This is a genomic window from Cellulomonas dongxiuzhuiae (assembly GCF_018623035.1).
Lineage (GTDB): Bacteria > Actinomycetota > Actinomycetes > Actinomycetales > Cellulomonadaceae > Cellulomonas > Cellulomonas dongxiuzhuiae.
This window is the reverse complement of sequence record NZ_CP076023.1, coordinates 2,714,221-2,735,368: the sequence shown is the minus strand read 5'-3', so window position 1 is coordinate 2,735,368 and position 21,148 is coordinate 2,714,221. Positions and strand designations below refer to the sequence as shown.

The 21,148-nt window shown below is 76.7% G+C and carries 13 protein-coding genes; 3 read left to right on the top strand and 10 right to left on the bottom strand.

Annotation, left to right across the window (positions count from 1 at the left end; genetic code table 11):
- Positions 1–6: 6 nt before the first annotated feature.
- The 5 genes from recD to KKR89_RS12190 form a co-directional block, all read right to left on the bottom strand.
- Positions 7–1,926, bottom strand: coding sequence for an exodeoxyribonuclease V subunit alpha (gene recD / locus KKR89_RS12210; protein WP_251140878.1), 1,920 nt, complete (start codon positions 1,924–1,926; stop codon positions 7–9).
- Positions 1,923–5,384, bottom strand: a complete 3,462-nt coding sequence (locus KKR89_RS12205) for a UvrD-helicase domain-containing protein (RefSeq protein WP_208195576.1) — start codon at positions 5,382–5,384, stop codon at positions 1,923–1,925. Before KKR89_RS12205 ends, recD begins: the two co-directional genes overlap by 4 nt.
- Positions 5,381–8,845 (bottom strand): exodeoxyribonuclease V subunit gamma, encoded by a 3,465-nt coding sequence (gene recC, locus KKR89_RS12200; protein WP_251140877.1) that lies wholly within the window; start codon positions 8,843–8,845, stop codon positions 5,381–5,383. Before recC ends, KKR89_RS12205 begins: the two co-directional genes overlap by 4 nt.
- 81 nt (positions 8,846–8,926) lie before the next feature.
- Positions 8,927–9,748 (bottom strand): glycerophosphodiester phosphodiesterase family protein, encoded by an 822-nt coding sequence (locus KKR89_RS12195; protein WP_251140876.1) that lies wholly within the window; start codon positions 9,746–9,748, stop codon positions 8,927–8,929.
- 187 nt (positions 9,749–9,935) lie between these two features.
- Positions 9,936–11,537, bottom strand: a complete 1,602-nt coding sequence (locus KKR89_RS12190) for a bifunctional phosphatase PAP2/diacylglycerol kinase family protein (protein ID WP_208195574.1) — start codon at positions 11,535–11,537, stop codon at positions 9,936–9,938.
- Positions 11,538–11,648: 111 nt separating this feature from the next.
- On the opposite strand from KKR89_RS12190, the gene KKR89_RS12185 reads away from it, so the two are divergent.
- The 3 genes from KKR89_RS12185 (at position 11,649) to KKR89_RS12175 (ending at position 12,923) form a co-directional block, all read left to right on the top strand.
- Positions 11,649–12,119: a helix-turn-helix transcriptional regulator gene (locus KKR89_RS12185; RefSeq protein ID WP_208195573.1), complete on the top strand. Its 471-nt coding sequence runs from the start codon at positions 11,649–11,651 to the stop codon at positions 12,117–12,119.
- A gap of 10 nt (positions 12,120–12,129) precedes the next feature.
- Positions 12,130–12,537 (top strand): VOC family protein, encoded by a 408-nt coding sequence (locus KKR89_RS12180; protein WP_208195572.1) that lies wholly within the window; start codon positions 12,130–12,132, stop codon positions 12,535–12,537.
- A gap of 86 nt (positions 12,538–12,623) precedes the next feature.
- Complete coding sequence (locus tag KKR89_RS12175; protein ID WP_191784309.1) at positions 12,624–12,923, top strand: hypothetical protein; 300 nt, start codon at positions 12,624–12,626, stop codon at positions 12,921–12,923.
- Positions 12,924–12,933: 10 nt separating this feature from the next.
- Here KKR89_RS12175 and KKR89_RS12170 read toward each other — a convergent pair whose 3' ends face one another.
- The 5 genes from KKR89_RS12170 to KKR89_RS12150 all read right to left on the bottom strand — a co-directional run bounded on the left by KKR89_RS12170 (position 12,934) and on the right by KKR89_RS12150 (position 21,118).
- Positions 12,934–15,675, bottom strand: coding sequence for a cation-translocating P-type ATPase (locus tag KKR89_RS12170; protein ID WP_208195571.1), 2,742 nt, complete (start codon positions 15,673–15,675; stop codon positions 12,934–12,936).
- 125 nt (positions 15,676–15,800) lie between these two features.
- Complete coding sequence (locus KKR89_RS12165) at positions 15,801–17,711, bottom strand: DUF4914 family protein (RefSeq protein ID WP_208195570.1); 1,911 nt, start codon at positions 17,709–17,711, stop codon at positions 15,801–15,803.
- Positions 17,712–17,871: 160 nt separating this feature from the next.
- Positions 17,872–18,792, bottom strand: coding sequence for a DUF4349 domain-containing protein (locus tag KKR89_RS12160; protein ID WP_208195569.1), 921 nt, complete (start codon positions 18,790–18,792; stop codon positions 17,872–17,874).
- Between the two features lie 93 nt (positions 18,793–18,885).
- Positions 18,886–19,767 carry a DNA-3-methyladenine glycosylase family protein gene (locus tag KKR89_RS12155; protein WP_208195568.1) on the bottom strand — a complete coding sequence of 294 codons (882 nt, stop codon included), beginning with the start codon at positions 19,765–19,767 and terminating at the stop codon, positions 18,886–18,888.
- Positions 19,768–20,110: 343 nt separating this feature from the next.
- Complete coding sequence (locus KKR89_RS12150; protein ID WP_208195567.1) at positions 20,111–21,118, bottom strand: helix-turn-helix transcriptional regulator; 1,008 nt, start codon at positions 21,116–21,118, stop codon at positions 20,111–20,113.
- Positions 21,119–21,148: the final 30 nt, after the last annotated feature.

Here is a 21,148-nt window from a genome sequence, read left to right as displayed (position 1 = left end):
GGCCGCTCAGCGGGCGAAGCGCAGGCCGCTCGCGCGGCGGACCGGGCGCTCGACGGCCGCCCGCACGGCATCGGCCGAGCCGACGACGCGCACGTGCTCGCGTGCCCGCGTGATCGCCGTGTACAGCAGCTCGCGCGTCAGCAGCGGGGACGACGCGGGCGGCAGGACCACGGTGACGAGCGCGAACTGGCTGCCCTGGGCGCGGTGCACGGTCATCGCGTGCACCGTCTCGACCGCCGGCAGCCGGTGCGGGCGCACGAGCCGCGGCGCGCGCGGCTCACCGAACGCCGCGACCACCCCGCCCTCGCCGTCGGCGACGACCACGCCGGTGTCGCCGTTGGACAGGCCCGTCGTCCGGTCGTTCGTCGTGACGAGCAGCGGGCGGCCGACCGGCCAGGGTCCCGGGTGCAGCTCGCCGGAGGCCTGCTCGACCCAGCGTTGCGCGAGCGACGCCCACCGCGCCACGCCCGCCGGTCCGCGCCGGTGCGCCAGCAGCAGCCGGTGCGTCCCGAGCGCCTCGAGCGCCCCGGCGGCGTCACCTGCGCGCGCCGACGCGGCGATGCGGGCGCCCGTCGCCCCGACGTCGAGCCGCAGCCCCGGGACCTCGTCGTCCTGCGGTACGTCGCCTGCCGGCTCGACCAGTGACGCGTGCGCCCCGCCCGCGCGCAGCAGGTCCAGCGCCGCGTCGGCGTCACCGCGTCGGACCGCGTCCGCGAGGGCACCGAGCTCGTGGCCGAAGCGGTGCGCCACCACCAGGCGCACCACGCCACCGTGCAGCGCCGCCGCGTCGCGGGTGTCCGCCGCGGCGTCGGGGACGTCGGCGGGCAGCACCGTCGCGAGCCGGCCGGGCAGCGGGCCCGGTCGCACGGGACGCGCCACGAGGTCGCCCAGCACCGCGCCGACCTCGACCGACGCGAGCTGGTCCGGGTCGCCCACCAGCACGAGCCGCGCGTCCGGGCGCAGGGCGTCGAGGACGCGCGCGAGCAGCGGGAGGGACACCATCGACGCCTCGTCGAGGACGACCACGTCGTGGGGGAGGCGGTGCGTGCGGTCGTGCGCGAACCGCGTGCTCGAGGGGCGCCACCCGAGGAGGCGGTGGATCGTCGAGGCCGTGAGCGGCGCGGCGGCGGCCCCCGAGCGCTCGACCATCCGCTCGAGCTCGGCGTTGACCGCCTCCTGCAGCCGCGCGGCGGCCTTGCCCGTCGGCGCGGCGAGCGCCACCCGCAGGTCCGGCCCGGCGACGTCCCGCAGCACCGCCACGAGACGCGCGACGGTCGTCGTCTTGCCGGTGCCCGGGCCACCGGTGAGCACGGTCAGCCGTGACAGCGCGGCGGTCGCCGCGGCGAGCCGCTGCCGCGCGTCCTGCGCCCGGTCGAACCGGGCGTGCACGGCGGTGCGCAGCGCGTCGTCGTCGACGTCGAGCAGCGAGGCGAGCCGGGCGTCGACGTCCCGGCGGACCACCTGCTCGTCGCGCCAGTAGCGGTCGAGGTACACGCGCCCGTCGACCCACCGCACCGGCCGGTCCGCCGGCCCGTCGACGCCGTCCGCGACCAGGGCGCTGCGCCGGACCGCGGCGGTCCACGCGTCGAGGTCGGGCCAGGGCAGCGGCACGTCCGGCAGGGGCGCGTCGGGGTCGTCGGGGGAGCCCTCGGCCGCGAGCGTCGGGGCGTCGGCCAGGTCGACGCACACCGATCCGGACCGCACGGCCCGCACCGCCAGCGCGGCGGCCAGGTGCACGGTCGCGTCGTCCTCGCCCGTGAGCTCGCCCAGGCGCTCCGCGACGCGCACGTCGGCCGACGTCAGGACGCCCGCGGCCGCGAACGTCGCCAGCAGCGGCTCCGCACGCCACGGTCGGCGCGGGTCGCCGAGGTCGACGTCCGACACGCTGCCCGCACGGTCACCGGCGCCCGCCCGGTCGGCCCTCACAGCCCCGTCCCCCTGCCGTCCAGCAGCGCGGACAGCGCCACCACGAGCTCCGCGGGCGGACGCCACGACACGACCCCGCAGGGCGACCCGTCGACCACGGGCGTCGCCGGACCGCACATGCCGCGCACGAACAGGTACGCGCCGCCGCCCAGGTGCCGCCGCGGGTCGTACCCGGGCAGCCGCCACCGCAGGAACCGGTGCAGCGCCACCGTGTACAGCAGCAGCTGCAGCGGGTAGTGCGCGTCGAGCATCGCGACGCGCATCGCCTCGGGACGGTAGTGCCACGCGGTCAGCGGCTCGTCCGGCGGGCCCAGGCGGTTGGTCTTGTAGTCCACGACGACGTACCGGGGGTCCCCGTCGACGTCGACGCGCAGGACCGCGTCGATGCTGCCCGTGAGGTAGCCGCGCAGGGCACCGGGCCGCGTCGCCGGGTCGGCGTGCAGCGTGTCGAGCCGGCCGGCGTACGCCGCGAACGGGTCGCCGGGCGGCAGGTGCGCACGCAGCAGGTCCGCGACGTCGCGCAGCGTCGCCGGACGCCGGCCGTCCGCGTCCAGGTCGCCCCCCGCGAGCGGCAGCTCGAGGTCGAGCTCCGCCAGCCGGTCGTGCGGGGGGACCTGCGCGAGCGTGCGCCCGCCCAGCAGCGGGCCGCCCGGTGTGTGCAGCGAGGGCAGCAGGGCGTCGGCCAGGGCGTCGGGGTCGAGGCCGAGCCCGCCGCCGTGCCCGGCCGCCTCGGCGCAGCGTGCGCGCAGCTCGCCCACGAGGTCGTCGGCGGACGTGTCCACACGCTCGAGCACGTGGTGCACGAGCGTGCCGAACGCCGTGCCGCCCGGCAGGTCGGTGAGCGGGGACCGCACGGCGCGCAGCGCCGCCACGAGGACCGGGTCCGGCGTGGTGCGCGCGAGGACCTCCGGGTCGGGCTCGTCGCCGTACCCCGCGTGCGGCAGGCGCACGGGGACGGGCCCGTCGGCCTCGTCCTGGATCCCCGGCTCCTCCGGCTCGTCCGCGACACCGACGCGGTCGGGTGCCGCGGGCCCGGCCGGGCCGGCGTCGTGCGCGGCGGCCGTGATCCCCGAGTACGACGTGCGCCGCCACGTCGTGTCGACGCCCCGCCGCAGGTGCGCGACCTCGAGCGGGACCTCGGCACCGCGTCCCCGCTCCCACCGCACGACCGGCGGCGGCGCGTCGACCGTCTCGTGCACGACCGTCCCGCCGGAGCGTGCCGCGAGGGCGTCGAAGCCCGCCGCCGCCTGGTCGTCCCGTGGCACGGGCACCGTGGCCGGCGGCAGCCCCTGCGGGTCGCGCGCGCCGAGCGCGAGCCGGCCCACCGCACCCGACGCCGACACCGTGCTGGGCGCCCACCACACGACCACCTGGCTGCTCGCGCGGGTCAGTGCGACGTACGCGAGCCGCAGGTCCTCACCCGCCTCCTCCGCCTGGTGGCGCGTCCGCGCGTCGTCGTACCCGGGGCTGGCCGGCCCGCCGACGTGCAGGCGGCGCCTGCCGTCCGCGTCGTGGTAGCGCAGCACGTTCGGCAGGCGGGGCACGAACCGGTCCCACGCGAACGGGACCATGACGACCGGGAACTCCAGGCCCTTGGCGGCGTGCACGGTCACCACCTGCACGGCCGCCGCGTCCGTCTCCAGCCGCCGGCTGCGCTCCTCGGCGTAGTCGCCCGCGGCCTGGTCGATGCGCGCGCGCAGCCACTCCGTCAGCGCCGCCGCGCCCAGGCCCCCGTCCCGCGCGGCGGCGTGCAGCACCTCACCCACGTGACGCACGTCCGTCAGCGTGCGCTCGCCGTCGACGCGTGCCGCGAGGCGCTCGTGCAGCCCCGCCGCCGCGGTCGCCTGCAGCAGGGCGGCGACACCCTGACCGGCCAGGACGTGCGACCAGCCGCGCAGCAGGTCCGCGAGGTCCTCGCGCTCGACGTCGTGGGCGCCGGCCAGCCGGGCGGCGTCCCAGCCGACGAACGGCGTGAGCGCCGCCCCAGCGACGCGCGCGGAGTCGCCCGTCGACGCGAGCGCGCTGAGCAGCACGAGCCAGTCGCGCGCCGCCGACGTCGTGAACACGCTCGACAGCCCGGAGACGACCGCCGGCACGCCCGCCGCGGCCAGCGCCTGCCGCACGGCCAGGGCGTCGGCGTTGCGGCGCGTGAGCACCGCGATGTCGCCGGGCTGCACGGGACGCCACCCGCCGCCCTCGCGCAGCCGGTGGTCACGCAGCGTGCGCACCACCTGCGCGGCCACGTCCCGGTGCACGAGCGCACGCACCACGTCCACCCGCGGCGCCGCGCTGCCCGCGTTCACCGCTCGCCGCGTCACCCGGCGCACGACGACGGGCGGGCCGCCCTCGAGGCGGCGACCGGTGCGCGCGGCCTCGACCGGGTGCACGACGATCCGCGGGTCCCCGAGCGCCGCGCCGCCCAGCAGGTGCGACAGGCCGTCGAGCACGGGCGGGTCGGCGCGCCAGCTCCGCGCGAGCGTCGAGGTCGTCGCGACGTCGCGGGCCTCGAGGTACGTGTGGACGTCCGCCCCGCGGAACGCGTAGATCGCCTGCTTGGGGTCACCGATGAGCACCAGCGTGCGGTGCCCGTGGAAGGCGGTGCGCAGGATCTGCCACTGCACCTGGTCGGTGTCCTGGAACTCGTCGACCATGACGACCCGGTACGGCGCGCGCACGCGCTCCGCCGCCGCCGCACCGGTCGTCGGGTCCGTGAGCGCGGCGTGCAGCAGCGTGAGCAGGTCGTCGTAGTCGACGACGTGCGCGGCGCGGCGCCGCCGGACGATCTCGCGTCGCACGGCGCGTGCGAGGCGGAACCGGTGGTCGGGGGGTGTGCCCGCGGGTGCGTCGTCGGGGGCGAGCAGCGCCGCGTGGTCGCTCACGGCGGCGCGTGCCACCTCACGTGCGTCGGCCACCGTCAGGACGGGCCGCTCGGCCCCCGCGTACGCGGCCAGGTAGAGGTCGTCGACGACCTCCGCCTCGAGGTCCGCGACGTCGGGCAGGAGCGCCGCGCCGGGCTCGACGACGCCCCCGCCGGTCGTCGTGCCGAGCGCGCGCAGCATCTGCTGGCAGAAGCCGTGCGTCGTCGTGATGGTCGCGGCGTCCACCTCGGACAGCGCGACCGTGAGGCGGTCGCGCCGGCGGACCAGCTCGGCGTCGTCGACGTCCGCGAGGTGCCGCACGAGCACGTCGTCGCTGGTCCGCGCCGCGGGGTCGCGCAACGCGCGCTCGGTGTCCACGAGCCGCGCGCGCACGCGGTCGCGCAGCTCGCTCGTCGCCGCGCGGCCGAACGTCACCAGCAGCAGCTCGGGCAGCCGCGCGTGGCCCTCGGCGACGTACCGGGCGGCGAGGGCCGCGATCGTGAACGTCTTGCCGGTGCCCGCGCTCGCCTCGAGGACCGTGGTCCCCGTGGGCAGGGGGCCGCGGACGTCGAACACGTCGGGGCCGGTCGTCGCGCTCACGCGGGCCCCCGTCCCTCGTGCGTCAGGAGGGTGTCCCACACCGTGCGCGCGAGCGCACCGAGCAGCGTCGGCTCGTCGGGCCACGCGGCGCGGTCCGCCGGCCCCGGGTCACCCGCCACGGCCGTGAGCGTGAACCCGTCGCCCCACGCGAGCACGTGGTGCTCGTCGATGTGCTCGAACCGGTCCCGCAGCGTGTGCTCCGCATCGGCCAGCGCACCCGCCGGGTCGTCGTGCCCGTGCCGCCGTTGCGCGTAGGTGCCCGCGGCCGCCACGGGCAGCGGGAGCGGTGCGCACATCGCGCGGTCGCGCACGGCGAGGAGGTCCGCGAGCAGGCGCCGCGCGTCCTCGGCGGACGGCGGCGACAGCCACGAGGTCGCCGCCGTGGCGCGTGACCCCGGGCCCCGCCCCACGGTCGCCGCCCCGCGAACCGCGGGCGCCCCCGGGCTCGCGGCCAGCGCCAGCAGCCGGACCCACGCGCGCAACCGGTGCTTGGCGCCGAGCCGCGCGTACACCGCGCGGACCAGCACGTCCCCGTGCACGCCGGGGACCGTGCCGGTCAGGGTGCGTCCGCCCGGCAGCGCGACCGTGACGTCGACGGTCGTGGCCGGGACCGCGAGCACCGGGACGGCGGCGTCCGCGACGGCCGCGACGCGCGTCGCGACGTCAGCGAGCGCCGCGCCCCCGAGGTTGCCGGGCGGCACCTTGCCGCGGCGGCGCTCGGCCGCCGCCGCCCGGGTCAGGTCGACGCCGTCGAGCACCGCCGCGAGCAGCCGGTCGCCCGTGGCCCACCCGTCGAGCGGGGCGAGCGTCAACGGCAGCCGGTCGTCGAGGTCCTGCGTCTCGCCCGGCACCAGCACGCCCAGCCGGCGTCGGACGAACGCCCGGACCGGGTGCTCGAGCGCGGACACGAGGTCGTCGAGGTCCACCACAGGCTCGTCGAGCGGGGGCAGCGGTGCCGTGAGCAGCGGCGGTCGCGGGTGGCGGGGCTCGCGCGCGACGGCCGCGGCACGGCGGTCCACGTCGTCGAAGCTGAACGGGCCGGGCCGCCCCAGGGCGCCGGGTGCGAAGTTGCGCTCGTCGACCGTCTGCAGCGGGTGGTGCACCACGAGAGCCTCGCGCGCCGTGCGGCCACGGGGCAGCTCGACCGCCTCGTCGACCGCGTCGAGCAGCTCACCCACGGGTACGGCCGGCGGACGGGGTGCGCCGGTGCGCTCGTCGGCGCCGCTGTGCACGACCACGAGGTGGTCGCCCGCGGCCATGACGGCGTCGAGGAACAGCTGGCGGTCCTCCGCGCGGCGGTCGCGCTCGCCGACGAGGGGGTCGCGGGCGAGCACGTCGTCACCGTCGGGCGCACCCGAGCGGGGGAACGCGCCGTCGTCCATGCCGAGCAGGCACACGACGCGGTGCGGCACGGCGCGCATGGGTTCCATCGAGCAGACCGTCAGGGCGCCCGTCCGGAAGCCGGCGCGCGTCGGGCGGCCCGCCAGGCGCGGGTCGAGCAGCGCGACGACGTCCGGCAGGCGCAGCGGCACGTCGACGTCCGCGGCCGACGAGCGTGCGTCGCCGAGGACCCGGCGCGCCTCGACCTCCTGCCACGCGTCCGTCGGGTCGGCGGCCGTGAGCAGGACGAGCGCGCGCTCCAGCGTGTCGAACCAGGCGCCGGCCGGGCGCACGCCCTCGAGCTCGTCGAGCAGCGCGGTCGAACGGTCCACCAGCTCGGCGAACCGGCCCGCGAGGTCCACGTCCGTGCTGTCCACGTCGTCCAGCGGCAGCGCCGACCCGATGAACCGGTGGTCCTCCTCGGCCATCGCGACACCCAGCAGCAGGCGGTCGGTCGCCGTGCGCCACGTCCCCTGCGCGACCGCGCCCAGGCCGTACCGTGCGCGGCGGTCCTGGTCCTCGCCCCACCGCACGCCCGACTCCAGCGCCCACGCGCGCAGCCGCTCGGTGTCCGCGTCGTCGAACCCGAAGCGCCGACGCACCGCGGGCAGCCCGGCGAGGTCGACGACGCCCGACGCCGTGACGCGCGAGCCTGCGAGCGCCAGCAGCGCGGACAGCACCCGGAGCAACGGGTTGGTCCGTGCGGGCGCGCGGTCGGCCACGCGGACGCGCAGCGTGCGACCGGGGTGCACGGCCGGGCGTGCGGTACCCCGCGGCCCGCCCGCGTCGTCCGGCTCGCCCGGCGTCGCGGCGGCGCCGAACGCGGCGACGACGAGCGGTGCGAACGCCTCGACGTCCGGGCACAGCACGACGACGTCGCGCGGCTGGAGCGTGGGGTCGTCGGCGAGCAGCCCCAGCAGGGCCTCCCGCAGCACCTCGACCTGCCGGCCGCGGCCGTGGCACGCGTGGACCTGGACCGTGCGGTCGTCCTCGGCCGCCGCCGCGCGGGTCGCGGGCCGCTCGTCCGCGCGCAGCGCCGCCTGCAGCGCCCCCAGCACCGTCGGCGGCGGGGGCGGCGCCGGGTGGTGCGTGACCCGCGCGCCGGACGCGGTCAGCCGCACGCCGAGCTCGGTCGCGTCGCGCGCGGCCGACGCGAGCAGCGGGTGGACGGCCACGGTCGGCACGTCGGCGCGGCGGGGCGCCGTCGGCGACGACGCCCCGGGCCGCGGACCGGCCGCCGCCGCGCGCCCCCACAGGACCGGCGACGGGTGCGGCAGCCACAGGTGCACGTCGCGGTGCAGCGCGAGCGCGGTCAGCACGTCGACGTGCGCCTGCGGCAGCCGCGTCGGGCCGAGCACCGAGAGCCGCGGCGGCAGGTCCGACCGGTCGGGCTCGGCGCGCAGCACCCGGCACGCGTCGGCGAGCAGCTCGGCCGGGCTCGCCGCGCCGACCGCTGCCCGCACCGCGCGCCACAGCGGCGCCTGCCACGCGACGTCCGCCGGCAGGGGTGCGCCCGCGCCGTCCTCGTCCTGCCCGGCGGCCCAGGCGACGACCAGCGACGGACGCTGCGCCGCGTACGCCGCGAAGGCGCCCGCGATCCGCTGCGCGAGGCGCAGGCGCCGCCCGGCCCGCACGGCGTCGCGCGCCCCGGGGTCGTCCTGCAGGTGCCGGGCGAGGGGCGCACCCCACGGCGTCCCGGCCGCGACCGCGTCGTCGACCGCCCGCAGCACGTGCCACACGAGCCGCTCCGGCTCCCACGGGTCGTCGTCGCGTTCCGTGCCCGTGGCGGCGGCGACCGCGTCGCGCACGAGCCGCGTCGGCGGGTCGAAGTCGATGCGTGCGCACACGCCGGCCTCGCCGTCCGGCCCGGCACCGAGCCGGTGGGACAGCCGCTGCGCCACCCAGCGCTCGACGCCGCGCGTCGGCACGGCGACGACCTCGCGCGCGAACGGGTCGACGCCCGGCGGGACGTCCGCGAGCACGTCGGCCAGCGCGTCCACCAGGACGTCCGCGCGCTCGGACGTGTGCACGCGCAGCAGGCCGGGGGATCCCTGCGCCCGTGCGTGCCCCGTCGTCGTCACGCGTCGCACGCTAGCGAACCGTGCCGACACCGCGGGCGCCGTCCACAGCCCCGGTCTGCACGGCGCCCCGCTCGTCCGGGGTCAGGTCCAGAGGCCGCGTGAGCGCAGGACGTCCCGCAGGAGGTCCGCGCGGTCGGTGACCAGACCGTCGACCCCCAGGTCGAGCAGGCGGTGCATCTCGACCGGGTCGTTCACCGTCCACACGTGCACGTGCCGGCCGGCCACGTGCGCCGCGGCCAGGGTGCCCGCGTCGACGACGCGCAGGCGCCCCTGCGCGACCGGGACCTGCAGCGCGTCCACGTCCCGCAGCGCGCGGGCCGCCAGGCGCCCGGCGCGCGCGCGGTGCGACGCGAGGAACCGCGCGACCTCGCCCGACGCCGCCGACGTGGCGACCGGCCGGCTGAGGTGGGCGAGCGTCGCGCGGCGGCGGGACACGGAGAACGACGTCACGCACACGCGGTCGTGCGACGCGGTGCGCTCGATGGCGTGCGCCACGGGCACGATCGCGTGCTCGCTCTTGACGTCGATGTTGACGCGCAGCCCCGACCACGTGCCCAGCACGTCCTCGAGCCGCGGCACGGGGTCGACGCCGCCGATGAGCGCGCGTCCGACGACCGACCACGGCAGCTCGGAGACCAGCCCCTCCGCGTCGGTCGTGCGGTCCAGGGTCTCGTCGTGCAGTGCGACGGCGACGTCGTCGGACGTCGCGTGGGCGTCCGTCTCGACGTACCGGAAGCCGAGGTCGACGGCGGCCCCGAACGCCGTCAGCGAGTTCTCCCGCCCGTCGAGCGCGAACCCGCGGTGCGCGAGCGCGACGACCCCGCTCGGGTCGTCGAAGTAGGGGTGCGACGCGCGCGACGGCGCGTGCCCACGGCTGTCGTCGACGTCGTCATCCGTGTGCACGTCACCACTCTGACCCGCTCGGGCCGCAGGTACGACGGCGACGGCCGGGTTTTCACCCAGCCGTCGCCGTCCCGTCATGCCTGCGCCGTCCGCGTGGCCTGCGGAAGCAGGCGCTCGACGACGTCCGCCGGCGTCACGACGAGCGTGCGCTCGCCCCCCCGTGACGACGGCGAGGTGATGGCGTCCGTCACGGGCGCTCAGCGGGCGGGCGGTCGTGCCGGTCGTCGTGCGGGTGGTGCGCCGCGTAGACCCGCAGCGCACCGGGCACGATGCGCAGCCGCGCGACGGACGCCGGGGGCAGCGGTGTGGTCTCGCCGTCGTGGGCCAGGACGGCGGGTACGCCCGTGCCCACCGTCAGGCTCGCAGCCGTGCGCTGCCGCACGACCAGCCGCCGGCGCACCGGCGGCACGGCCGCCAGGACGCGGGCCCCGAGGTCCCCGGCCACGAGCTCGAGGAACGCACGCAGGCGGCTGTACACGGCCGCGGCCCCGGCGTCGCGCACGTCCAGCACGCCGTCGTCGAGGCGTCGCCGGGCGACCGGTGCCAGGGTCCGCGGGTGGTAGCGGCCGACACCGGCGAAGAGCGACCACCGGGTGCCGTCCTCGTCGTCGACGACCAGCGGCACCGGTGAGGCCGCGCGCAGGGCCCGGGCCGCTGCGACGAGCGTCGCCGAGGGCTTGCCGATGCGTGGCGTCAGACGGTCGCGCACCGTCACGAGCTGCGGGTACACCCCGACGGAGAACGTGTTGAGCACCGTCACGGGGCCACCGTCGCCGACGGTCAGCTCACCGACGTCCACGACCGTCCCGGTGCCCGCCGCGGCGGTGCGGGCGGCGGCACCGACGGACGACAGGCCCAGCGTCAGCGCGAAGTGGTTGAGCGTCCCGGTGGGCAGCACCAGCAGCGGCAGCCCCTGCCGGCGCGCGGCGTCCGCGACGACGGCCGCGGTGCCGTCGCCGCCGGCCGCCCCGACCGCCCGCGCGCCGCGCGCCGCGGCCTCCCGCACCACCTGCGCGACCGACGTGCCCTCGTCCAGGACGACGACGTGCGCGCGGGGGAGCGCGCGGCGCACGAGGTCCGCCACGGGGTGCACGCGCACGCGCGCCGCACCCGAGCGGGGGTTCACCACGACCGTCAGGCCCTCCCCGTCGGGCAGGGCCGGGAGCCGCACGGGCGGACCCGCGGGCGCGTCCGGTCCCGGCAGCCGGCGGCTGGGGACGAGCCGGCGCCCCGCGAGCGCGACCCCCGCACCCAGCGCGACGCCGCCGGCCACGTCCGACACCCAGTGCGCACCGACGTGCAGCCGCGAGTACGCGACGGCGGCGGCCACGGGCGCCACGGCCGCCCCCGCCGCCGGCCACTCCAGCGCGACACCGGTGGCGAACGCCGCGGCCGAGGCGCTGTGACCCGACGGGAACGACCCGGACGTCGGCTGCCGCGCGAGCCGCCGCACCCACGGCAGGTGGGACGCGTCCGGACGTCGGCCGCCGAAGACGAGCTTGCCCAGCAGGTTCGCCAGCGCGCTCGCGGCCACGACCGAACCCAGGCCGCGCAGCGCGGCCCGCTGCCCCCGCCACCCCGTCAGCGCCAGGCCGGCGGCGACGGCGCACCACAGGCGCGAGCGGTCGGCGGCGGTGGACAGCCGGACCAGCGCGGCGTCGACGCGCGCGCCCAGGCGGTAGGCCGACGTCCGTGCGTGCGCCGCGCGGTCGAGGCGCGCGAGCAGCGTCAGCACGTCGTGCGGGCGTAGCAGCCCCGGCCCGCGTCCCTCGTCGCGCCGCGTCGCCATGGCACCCCGTCCGCTGTCCGTCGTGCTCGCCGCTGCCACCTTCGCACGCGTCCGTGGCGAGCACTCCCCGGGGTGCTGGGCATCCGGCGTCCCGCACGGCAGGCTGGGGGGATGGCGACCGGCACGACCAGCGGGACGACCCGTGGCGACGCGCGCCTCCAGGAGCTGCGCCTGCTGCGCACCGTGCGTGACCGCATGGACCGCGACTACGCGCAGCCGCTCGACGTCGAGGCGCTGGCCCGCGGCGTGCACATGTCCGCCGGGCACCTGAGCCGCCGGTTCCGGGCCGCGTTCGGCGAGTCGCCCTACTCCTACCTCATGACGCGGCGCGTCGAGCGGGCGATGACGCTGCTGCGGCGCGGCGACCTGTCCGTCACGGAGGTCTGCTTCGCGGTCGGCTGCTCGTCGCTGGGGACGTTCAGCACGCGCTTCTCCGAGCTGGTCGGCGTCCCGCCGTCGGAGTACCGCCGCACCGCGGCCGCGGACGGTGCCGGCATCCCGAGCTGCGTCGCCAAGCAGGTGATGCGTCCGCAGCGGGATCGGTCAGGATCCGAGAAGCGGCAGCCGCACGCGTCCTCCTAGCGTGGTGGCCATGGACCTCCTCATCCACTACACGTTCCTCCCCGCCGACGACCCCGAGGCGTCGCTCGCGTTCTACCGCGACGTGCTCGGCTTCGACGTCCGCAACGACGTCGGGTACGGCGACATGCGCTGGATCACCGTCGGCCCGCCCGCGCAGCCGCAGACGTCGATCGTCCTGCACCCGCCCGCGGCGGACCCCGGGATCACCGACGACGAGCGGCGCGCCATCGCGGCGCTCATGGCGAAGGGCTCCTACGCGTCGGTCGTGCTGGCGACGTCCGACGTCGACGCCGCCTTCGAGAAGGTGCAGGCCGGGGGCGCCGAGGTGGTGCAGGAGCCGATGGACCAGCCGTACGGCACGCGGGACTGCGCGTTCCGCGACCCCGCGGGCAACATGGTCCGCATCAACCAGGTCTGACGGCCCTCGGCGTGCAGCGCGCCACCGGCGGGTGATTCTGCCGGGGCGGCGGATCGATCGAACAGGTGTTCGACTATCCTGACGTCATGTCCGACCGCCCGCTCCCACCCCGACCGCCGGCCCGCGACGTCGCCAACAGCGAGGTCCCCGACGGCATCCCGACCCGTCCGCAGGGGGACGTCGCGGTCGTCGTGCGGCTGGTCTGGTCCGACGGGGGCGAGGAGTGGCGCGCGGCCCGGGCGATCCGGTGGACGCGCACGCACGTCATGGTCGCGTGGCGCGAGCACGACACGGACCCGCGCTCGGAACGGCACACGTGGCTGCGCGCCGGCGACGTCGCGCGTTCGATCAGCTGGTTCGTGCCGCCGGAGCGCACGCCGGCGTGAGGCGCGCGCCTCAGGCCCGCATGCGGCGGGCGAGGACCTTGCCCACCTCGCACAGCAGGAACACACCCACGGCGATCAGCAGTGCCAGGCCCCAGTCGCGCGGTGCGATGGCGGCGGAGCCGAACCACGACTGCATGAACGGCGCGTAGGTGAAGACCAGCTGCAGCGCGAGCAGCGACCCCACGGCGACCCACACGACGCGGTTCCCGGTCAGGACGCGCCAGGTGAGGCTCGAGCCGTTGAGGAACCGGCAGGAGAACAGGAAGGCCATCTGGCCGAGCACGAGCATCGTGACGGCGGCGGTCCGGGCCACCGCGTCGTCCGCACCGAGCTGCTGCTCCACCAGGTAGAGCAGCAGGGTGGCGCCGCCGATGAGCAGCGAGGCCCACACGACGACGGCCAGCGAGGGCCGGGACAGCACCGCCTCCTTCCTCGAGCGGGGCGGTCGGTCCATGATCCCCGCCTCCGCAGGCTCGTACGCGAGCGCCAGCGACAGGGTCACCGCGGTGACGAGGTTGACCCACAGGATCTGGACCGGGCTCAGCGGCAGCGCGAGACCGAGCAGCACGGCCACGAGGATGACGAGGGACTGCGCGCCGTTCGTCGGGAGCAGGAACACCACGGACTTGCGGATGTTGTCGTAGATCCGCCGCCCCTCCTTGACGGCTCGCTCGATCGTCGCGAAGTTGTCGTCCGCCAGGACGATCTCGGCCGCCTCCTTGGTGGCCTCCGTCCCCTTGATGCCCATCGCGATGCCGATGTCGGCGCGCGTCAGGGCGGGCGCGTCGTTGACGCCGTCGCCCGTCATGGCGACGACCTCGCCGTGCGACTGCAAGGCCCGCACGATGCGGATCTTGTGCTCCGGGCTCGTGCGCGCGTACACGTCGACGTCTCGCACGCGGCGGCGCAGGTCCTCGGCGCTCATGGCCTCGAGCTCGGCGCCCGTGAGCGACTGCACGTCCTCGCCCGGCGGGACGATGCCGAGCTCGCGCGCGACGGCCACCGCGGTGCCCGCGTGGTCGCCGGTGATCATCTTGACCGCGATCCCCGCGCGGTGGCAGTCGGCGATGGCGGCGACGGCCTCGGGGCGGGGCGGGTCGACGATGCCGACGACGCCCAGGAACGTGAGCCCCGTCGCGACGTCCTCGAGCGCGAGACCGGACGTGTCGGGCGCCGCGGCACGCTGCGCGGCGGCGAGCACACGCAGGCCCTGCGCGCCGAGCGCGTCGATCGTGCGCTCCCAGTGCGCGCGGTCCAGCGGCACCGGTGCGCCGTCCGGGCCGCGCTGCGTGGTCGAGCGGTCCAGCAGCCGGTCCGGGGCCCCGAGGACGTGGATGCGCAGCGTGCCGTCCGCGAGGCGGTCGAGCGTCGCGGAGAGCTTGTGGGCCGACTCGAACGGCACGGCGGCGAGCCGCTGCGTGCCCGCCGTGTCGGCGCCCGTCTTGAGGGCGAGCGTGCGCAGCGCGGCCTCGGTCGGCTGGCCGACGATGGTCCACCGGCCGTCGTCGCCGGCCGTCACGCGGGCGTCGTTGCACAGCGCACCGGCACGGACCAGCGCGGCGAGGTCCGCGTGCTCGGCGAGCGGCGCGGGGGACCCGTCGAGGGTCACGCTCCCGGTCGGCTCGTAGCCCAGGCCCTCGACGGCGTACGTCCGCTCCGCCGTGACGACCGTGCGGGCCGTCATCTCGTTCCGCGTCAGCGTGCCGGTCTTGTCCGAGCAGATCGTCGTGACGGAGCCGAGCGCCTCGACCGCGGGCAGCTTGCGCGTGATCGCGTGCTGCCGCGCCATCTGCTGGACGCCGAGGGCCAGGGTGATGGTCACGAGCGCCGGCAGGCCCTCGGGGACGGCCGCGACGGCGAACCCGATCGCGGCGGACACGAGGTCCGGGAGCGCGAAGTCGTGGACGACCCGACCGACGACGAGCATGACGAACGCCATGGCGAGGATCCCGCGCGACAGCAGCATGCCGAGCCGCCCGAGCTGCTGCGTCAGCGGCGTGTCGAGGTGGTCGACGGCCGCGATGAGCGCCTGGATGCGTCCGATCTCGGTGCGGGCACCCGTGGCCGTCACGACGCCGCTGCCGGTGCCGGCCGCGACGATGGTGCCCGAGAACAGCATGCTCGCGCGGTCCCCGACGCCCGCGTCGGCGCCCACGGGGGCCACGTCCTTGACGGCCGGCACCGACTCGCCGGTCAGCGCCGACTCGTCGACCTGCAGGTTCGTCGCGCGCACGAGCCGCACGTCCGCGGGCACCTTGTCGCCCGAGCGCACGCGGACCATGTCGCCCGGCACGAGCGTCTCCGCGCCGACCTCGGTCCACCGGCCGTCGCGCCGCACGGTCGCGGTGAGCGAGAGCATCGTGCGGATGCCGTCGAGCGCACGCTCGGCCTGCCCCTCCTGCAGGAAGCCCACGAGCGCGTTGACCAGCGCGACCACCAGGATGACGCCGAAGTCGACCCAGTCGCCCAGGAACGCCTTGAGCACGGCGGCGGCCAGCAGGATGTAGATCAGCACGTCGTCGAAGTGCGACAGGAACCGGCGCAGCGCCGAGGGGCGCGGCGCCGTGGGGAGCCGGTTGGGGCCGACCGTCCGCAGGCGGGCGGCCGCCTCGTCGGCGCTCAGTCCCGACGTCGTCGTGCCGAGCCGCTCGAGCACCGCGTCCGGCTCCTGGGCGTAGGGCAGGTCGTCGACGCCGTCCGGGGCGGCGGGGTCCGTGCCGCGTCGGTCGTGGTCGTGGGCCGTGCTCGTCATGCGTCACCTCGGTCGGTGTGGCAGGACCGGACGTCCTCTCGCATCGTGGCACGCCCGGCGTCGGGGCGACACAGGCCGGGGCCGCACCCCACGTGCAGGGTGCGGCCCCGGTGCCGCGCGACGTCTCAGACGTACAGCGGTGTGAGCGCCTCGTAGTCCTCGACGGTGCCGCCCCGCAGGACGACCTCGATGATCTGGCGACCCAGCGGGTCCAGCTCGTCGGTGAGGAACTGCTCGAGCTCCGAACGGAAGAAGTCCGTGAGGATCTGCGCGCCGGCGTCGTAGGCCTCGAGGCCCACCTGCGACTGGTACTCGGGCTGCAGCAGCGTCGGGCGGATCTGCTGCCCGTCGAGCTTGACGTCCTTGGGCCGGTAGCCGAACAGCGCGCAGCGCGCGGGGGTCAGGTGCTCGGGATGGATGCGTCCGCCGCCGCGGCGGGCCATGTACTCGCGGGTCAGCCACTCGGCGGAGAACCCGACCTTGTACGCACCGATGTGCTGATTGGGCACCAGGACGTACCGCGTGCGGTCGTTCTCGACGATCTGGCGCAGCAGCAGGTTCGCGGCGGCCACCTTGGTGCCCGTCGAGAACGGCCAGTACGACCCGACGCCCTCGGCGACCATGCCGCCGTGCTTGAGCGTCTTCTTGACGTCCTTGCTCTCGCCGATCGACGGGTTCTTGTCCCCGCGCGGGGCGATGAGGCGCCACACCCACGCCAGCGACGGCGGGATGATGTGCATCATCCCCATGATCCCGTAGCTGGGCTTGTCGCGCGTGCACAGGGGCATCCGGACGCCGAACGTGCGGACGTCGACCTCCTGCGGCTCGGAGATGACGTTCTTGATGAACGAGCGCGGGATGACGACGCGCGGGTTGGGGCACCGCTTGCCGTTGGAGTCGAGCGTGTGCTCCCACGGCAGCGCGGTGGCGTCGGGGACGCCGTCGATCGACAGGAACAGCACGGGCTCCTGCGGGTGGATCACGGCACGCTCGAACGCCGGGTCCTCGCCGTAGCTCGTCATGCCGTCGACGCGCACGAACCAGCCGGCCTCGGCGTCGGCGACGACGAGCCGGCCGTTGCCCTTCTGCACCGACGGGTGGCACAGCGTCATGTCGTCGGTCACCGGCGCCAGCGCCGAGGTCTCGCCGAGGGTGATGTGGTACGGCTCGTTGCGCACGACGTTGGTCCCCACGAGGATGCGGCCGTCGTCCTCGCGCCGGATCTCCTGGCACATCTCGGACTTGCCGCCGCCCGAGGCGCCCTCGTGCATGATCACGGTCTCGTTCTCGTACGGCGTCGTGACGCGCACGCTCGACGCGTGGGCCGTGAGCCAGCCCTCCTGCTCGCCGATGTCGAGCAGGACCGAGAACACGCCCTTCTTGGCGCTCGGCCCCGGGTACAGGTTGTACGCCCACACCTCGTGCAGATCGCGCGAGCGGTTGTGGACGACGACCTGGCGGCCGCCGAAGTGCGTGTGCCGGAACGGGGGAGCGACGTACAGGATCGAGCGGGGCGTGAACGGCCCGATCTCGTCGAACGTCACCCAGCCCTGCAGGTCGACCAGCGTGAGCGCGAAGAAGGCGCTGTTGAGCGGGACGATCGCCAGCGACGGGTAGCCGAACCGCGGACCGCCGGCCTTGAACGGCACCACGACGAGCTCCTGGGTCGCGAGCCACTCGAGCGTCTCGGTGCGCGTGGGGTCGAACTCCGCGCCGAAGACGTCGCGGTAGCGCGGCTTGTCGGTCGGCAGGTCGTCGGCGATGCGCATGCAGTCCGGGTCGCGCCGGCGCATGTAGTCCTCGGGGTAGTTCACCGCGACGCCGTTGCGGCAGCGGGTGATCGTGGCCTCCGGCACCATGGTGCCGTCGACGTCGTACTCCACGGTGAACGTGGGTCCGCCCTCGGGCCCCAGCGCGAGCCGGTAGAGCTCCTCGCGCGTCGCGGGGACGACCAGACGCGGACTTGCCTCCAGGGCCGCACGCACCTCGGGTGCGAGAGACACGTCCGCCAGGGGACCGGTCACGGTGACGCTCATGGCAGCTCCTTCGCCTCGGGAGCCGGGAACGGTCGTGGCGACGCCACCCGGCAGGCAGTCCGGCGACCTCGCGGTCGCGGTCTGCTCTTTGCCAAGAGATTAGGACGGGAAGGCGCGCCGTCGGCGGGACCTTCGGGCCGTCGAGGAGCGAGCGACGCCGTCAGGCTCCGGCTGCGGGGCCGGGCGTCGGGGGCGTGGTCGGCGCCGTGGGGGCCGCCGCGGGGGCCGCGGGCCGGCGGCGGCGCCACACCAGGACGCCGGCCCCGACCAGGGCGCCCAGCACCAGCCACGGCAGCAGCACGCCGATGACGACGAGGACGCCGCGCACCGTCGCGACGAAGGCACCCCACCCCGTCTCGAGCCCGTCGAGGAACGTGGCGGGCTCCTCGACGAGCGCCTCGGGCGCCTGCTCGGGCGTGTAGATCTCGACGTCGACCGTGGACAGCGCGACGCGGTCCGCGAGGCGTGCGCGCTCCGACCGCAGCCGCTCGAGCTCGGCCTGCCGCTCGGTCAACGCACCCTCGGCCTCGATGATGTCGCGGTTGGTCGACGCGCTCGCCAGCAGCGCGGACATGCGCTCGACCGAGAGCTCGGTCGCCGTGATGCGCGCGTCGAGGTCCTGGGCGGCGTTCGTGACGTTCTCGGTCTCGACGAGGTACTCCTCGACCTCGCCGATCTCACCCAGGTCCTCCGGGAGGGACGCCATCGCCGACGACGGCACCCGCACCGTCAGCGTGGCGCTGCCCGTGTCGTGCTCGCCCCTGCCCGAGCGCTCGTAGCGGGCGTCCACGCGACCGTCGAGCCGGGCGACCAGCGTCACCACCTCGCGCGCCGCGGCGACGGGATCCGGGGCGGTCATGGTGGCGCGGGCCGTCTGGACGACCTGCTGGTCCTCGCCGGTGTCGGCGGCCGTGTCCTGCCCGCGCCCGCCACCGTCGCCGGCGGCGCTCAGCGCTGCGGCGTCGTCGGCCGCGGCCTCCGCCGCGGTCATGCCGGAGTCGGACGAGCGGTCGGCGCTGCACCCGGTGAGGGCGGCGAGCACGGCGAGGGTGGCCACGAGGGTGCGGGTGCGGGTCGTCATGGCCGCACGCTAGGTGCGGCGCGTCCCGCCCGGGCCCGAACACCGGGATCGTGACCCCCTCGACACCGGATCGCGCCCGCACCGATGCCGGGCTCACCCGTCCGGCCGCACCGCGTGCGCGACCGGGGCGGACCCGCCCGGCCGCTCCTCGGCGTAGCCGACCGACGACCACAGGTGCGTCGCCGCGAACGCGCGCCACGGCGACCACGCCCGACCCGCGGCGGCGACGTCCCGCGCGTCCGGCACGCCCAGCGCCCGGCGCAGCACGAGGTCGCCCCACGGGTAGGCGTCGCGGTGGCCGAGCGCCCGCAGCTCGACGACGTCGGCGGTCCACGGCCCGATGCCCGGGATCGCCAGGAGCGCGGTGCGGACCTCGCCGACGGGCGCCCCCGGTGCGAGCACCAGACCGTTCGCGCACGCGACCGCCAGCGCGTGCACGGCCCGCGCCCGCACGTGCGGCACGCGCAGCACCGCCTGCAGCGCCACGGGGTCGGCGGCGGCGACGTCGCCGGGGAGCGGGAACGCCGTCAGACCGGACGCGTGGGACCGGCCGTACGCGGCCGCGAGCCGGCCCCCGGTGGTGCGCCCCGCGCGCAGCGAGACCTGCTGGGTCAGGACGGCCTGCACCGCGGCCTCGAAGCCGTCGGGGTGCCCCGGCACGCGCAGGTGCGGACGGGCGGCCAGGAGCGGGCCGAGCGTCGGGTCGTGGGCCAGCGCGTCGTGCACGGGTGCGAGGTCGTCGTCCAGCCCGAACCACCGCGCGGCGAGCCGGTCGCCCGCACCGGTGGCGTCCGGCCCGTCGGTGCGGACGTGGACCCCCGCCGCCGTGACGCGGGCCGTGACGGGCACCGGCCCCGCACCGAGGTCGACGAGGCGGCGCACCGTGCCCGCGGCCACGTCGACCTCCTCGACGCCGGGTACGGCCCGGGCCGCCAGCGAGGCGAGGGCGGGGCCGGGCTCGAGGGGTGCGCGCACCGGATCACGCTAGTGCGGTCGACGGACGGACCCCGGCTGGGGATGGCGTGACGGAGGGCGCATGACGGCAAAGACCCGGTCGCGAACTGGTCGCACGTTCGAGATGCGGAGGTCACGCAGCAGTGCCATGCTCGGGTCATCAGCCGATCGCGGCACCACCGCGACCGGCCACCCGCGGTTCCGACGTCCACGTCACTCCGCACGTCGTACAGGGTCCGGCGAGAGCCGGGCCGGCCCCTCGGGGCCAGAGAGTCCGCCACGCCTCGTGCCGGCGAGACGGCTCTCCCGCCAGGTCCCGCTCCCAGCGTCGGGGGCGGGACCGGTCATGTCCGCACCGGGCACGTCACCGCGACGGCACGGGCGCCCTGCCCGGCGACGCGACGGCCGCCCCGTAGCGGGCGGCGAGGCGACGGCACGCGTCGGCGAGCTCGGGCGGCGCGACGACGTCGAACGGCACGCCGAACATCCCCAGCACCGCCGCCAGCGCGTCCCAGGACCACGCCGAGGTGACCAGGCGGGCGTGCGCGGCGTCGACCGCCTCCACCACGGCGTCGCGGCCCGCCCACCGCGCCACCTCGGCCGCGGGCATGCGCAGCACGGCCTCGCCCCGGCAGGGGCTCGCGGGCCGCGCGCCGAGGCGGGCGGCGACGAACGTCGCCACGTCGCCCCCGGGAACCCCGCGCGGCGGCACGCGGGGTCCGGTCGGCGTGCGGGGTGTCATGCGGTCCACCCGGAACGTGCGCCAGTCCTGACGGTCCAGGTCGTAGCCCACCAGGTACCAGCGGCCGCCCCACGTCACGAGGTGGTGCGGCTCCGCGCGCCGCGGCGGTCGGAACGCGGCGTCGCCCGCGCCGATCAGCGGGGCGCTGCCGCCCTCGTAGTCGAAGCGCAGCACCTCCCGCGCGCGTACGGCGGTCCCGACCGCGAGCAGCACGTCCGCGCCGACGGTGACGTCGTGCTCGCGGCGCCGCACCACCGTGACCGCCAGGGCGTCCGACGCGGCACGCAGGTGCGTCGGCATGACCTGGCGCAGGGTCGTCAGCGCACGCAGCGCGGCCTCGTCGACGCCGTCGACGCCCGTGCCGGCCGTCTGCAGCGCGAGCGAGAGCGCCACGACCTGCTCGTCGTCCAGCAGCAGCGGCGGCATGCGGTCGCCGGACGTCAGCCGGTAGCCACCGTCCGGTCCCTTGGTGGCGTGCACCGGGTACCCGAGCGCTCGCAGCCGGTCGACGTCGCGGCGCACGGTGCGGGCGCTCACGCCGAGCCGGTCGGCCAGGACGTCACCCGGCCAGTCGCGGCGGGACTGCAGCAGCGACAGCAGCGCGAGGAGACGCGAGGACGGCGACGACATGCCTCCACAGTGCCACCGGTGGCGGACAGG

Bases quoted from the DNA above. Each gene is read 5' to 3' on its own strand.
- KKR89_RS12190 (WP_208195574.1), bottom strand. From the start codon at position 11,537: ATGGCGACGCGGCGCGACGAGGGACGCGGGCCGGGGCTGCTACGCCCG.
- KKR89_RS12180 (WP_208195572.1), top strand. From the start codon at position 12,130: ATGGACCTCCTCATCCACTACACGTTCCTCCCCGCCGACGACCCCGAG.
- KKR89_RS12150 (WP_208195567.1), bottom strand. From the start codon at position 21,118: ATGTCGTCGCCGTCCTCGCGTCTCCTCGCGCTGCTGTCGCTGCTGCAG.
- KKR89_RS12185 (WP_208195573.1), top strand. From the start codon at position 11,649: ATGGCGACCGGCACGACCAGCGGGACGACCCGTGGCGACGCGCGCCTC.
- KKR89_RS12175 (WP_191784309.1), top strand. From the start codon at position 12,624: ATGTCCGACCGCCCGCTCCCACCCCGACCGCCGGCCCGCGACGTCGCC.
- KKR89_RS12170 (WP_208195571.1), bottom strand. From the start codon at position 15,675: ATGACGAGCACGGCCCACGACCACGACCGACGCGGCACGGACCCCGCC.
- KKR89_RS12165 (WP_208195570.1), bottom strand. From the start codon at position 17,711: ATGAGCGTCACCGTGACCGGTCCCCTGGCGGACGTGTCTCTCGCACCC.
- KKR89_RS12160 (WP_208195569.1), bottom strand. From the start codon at position 18,792: ATGACGACCCGCACCCGCACCCTCGTGGCCACCCTCGCCGTGCTCGCC.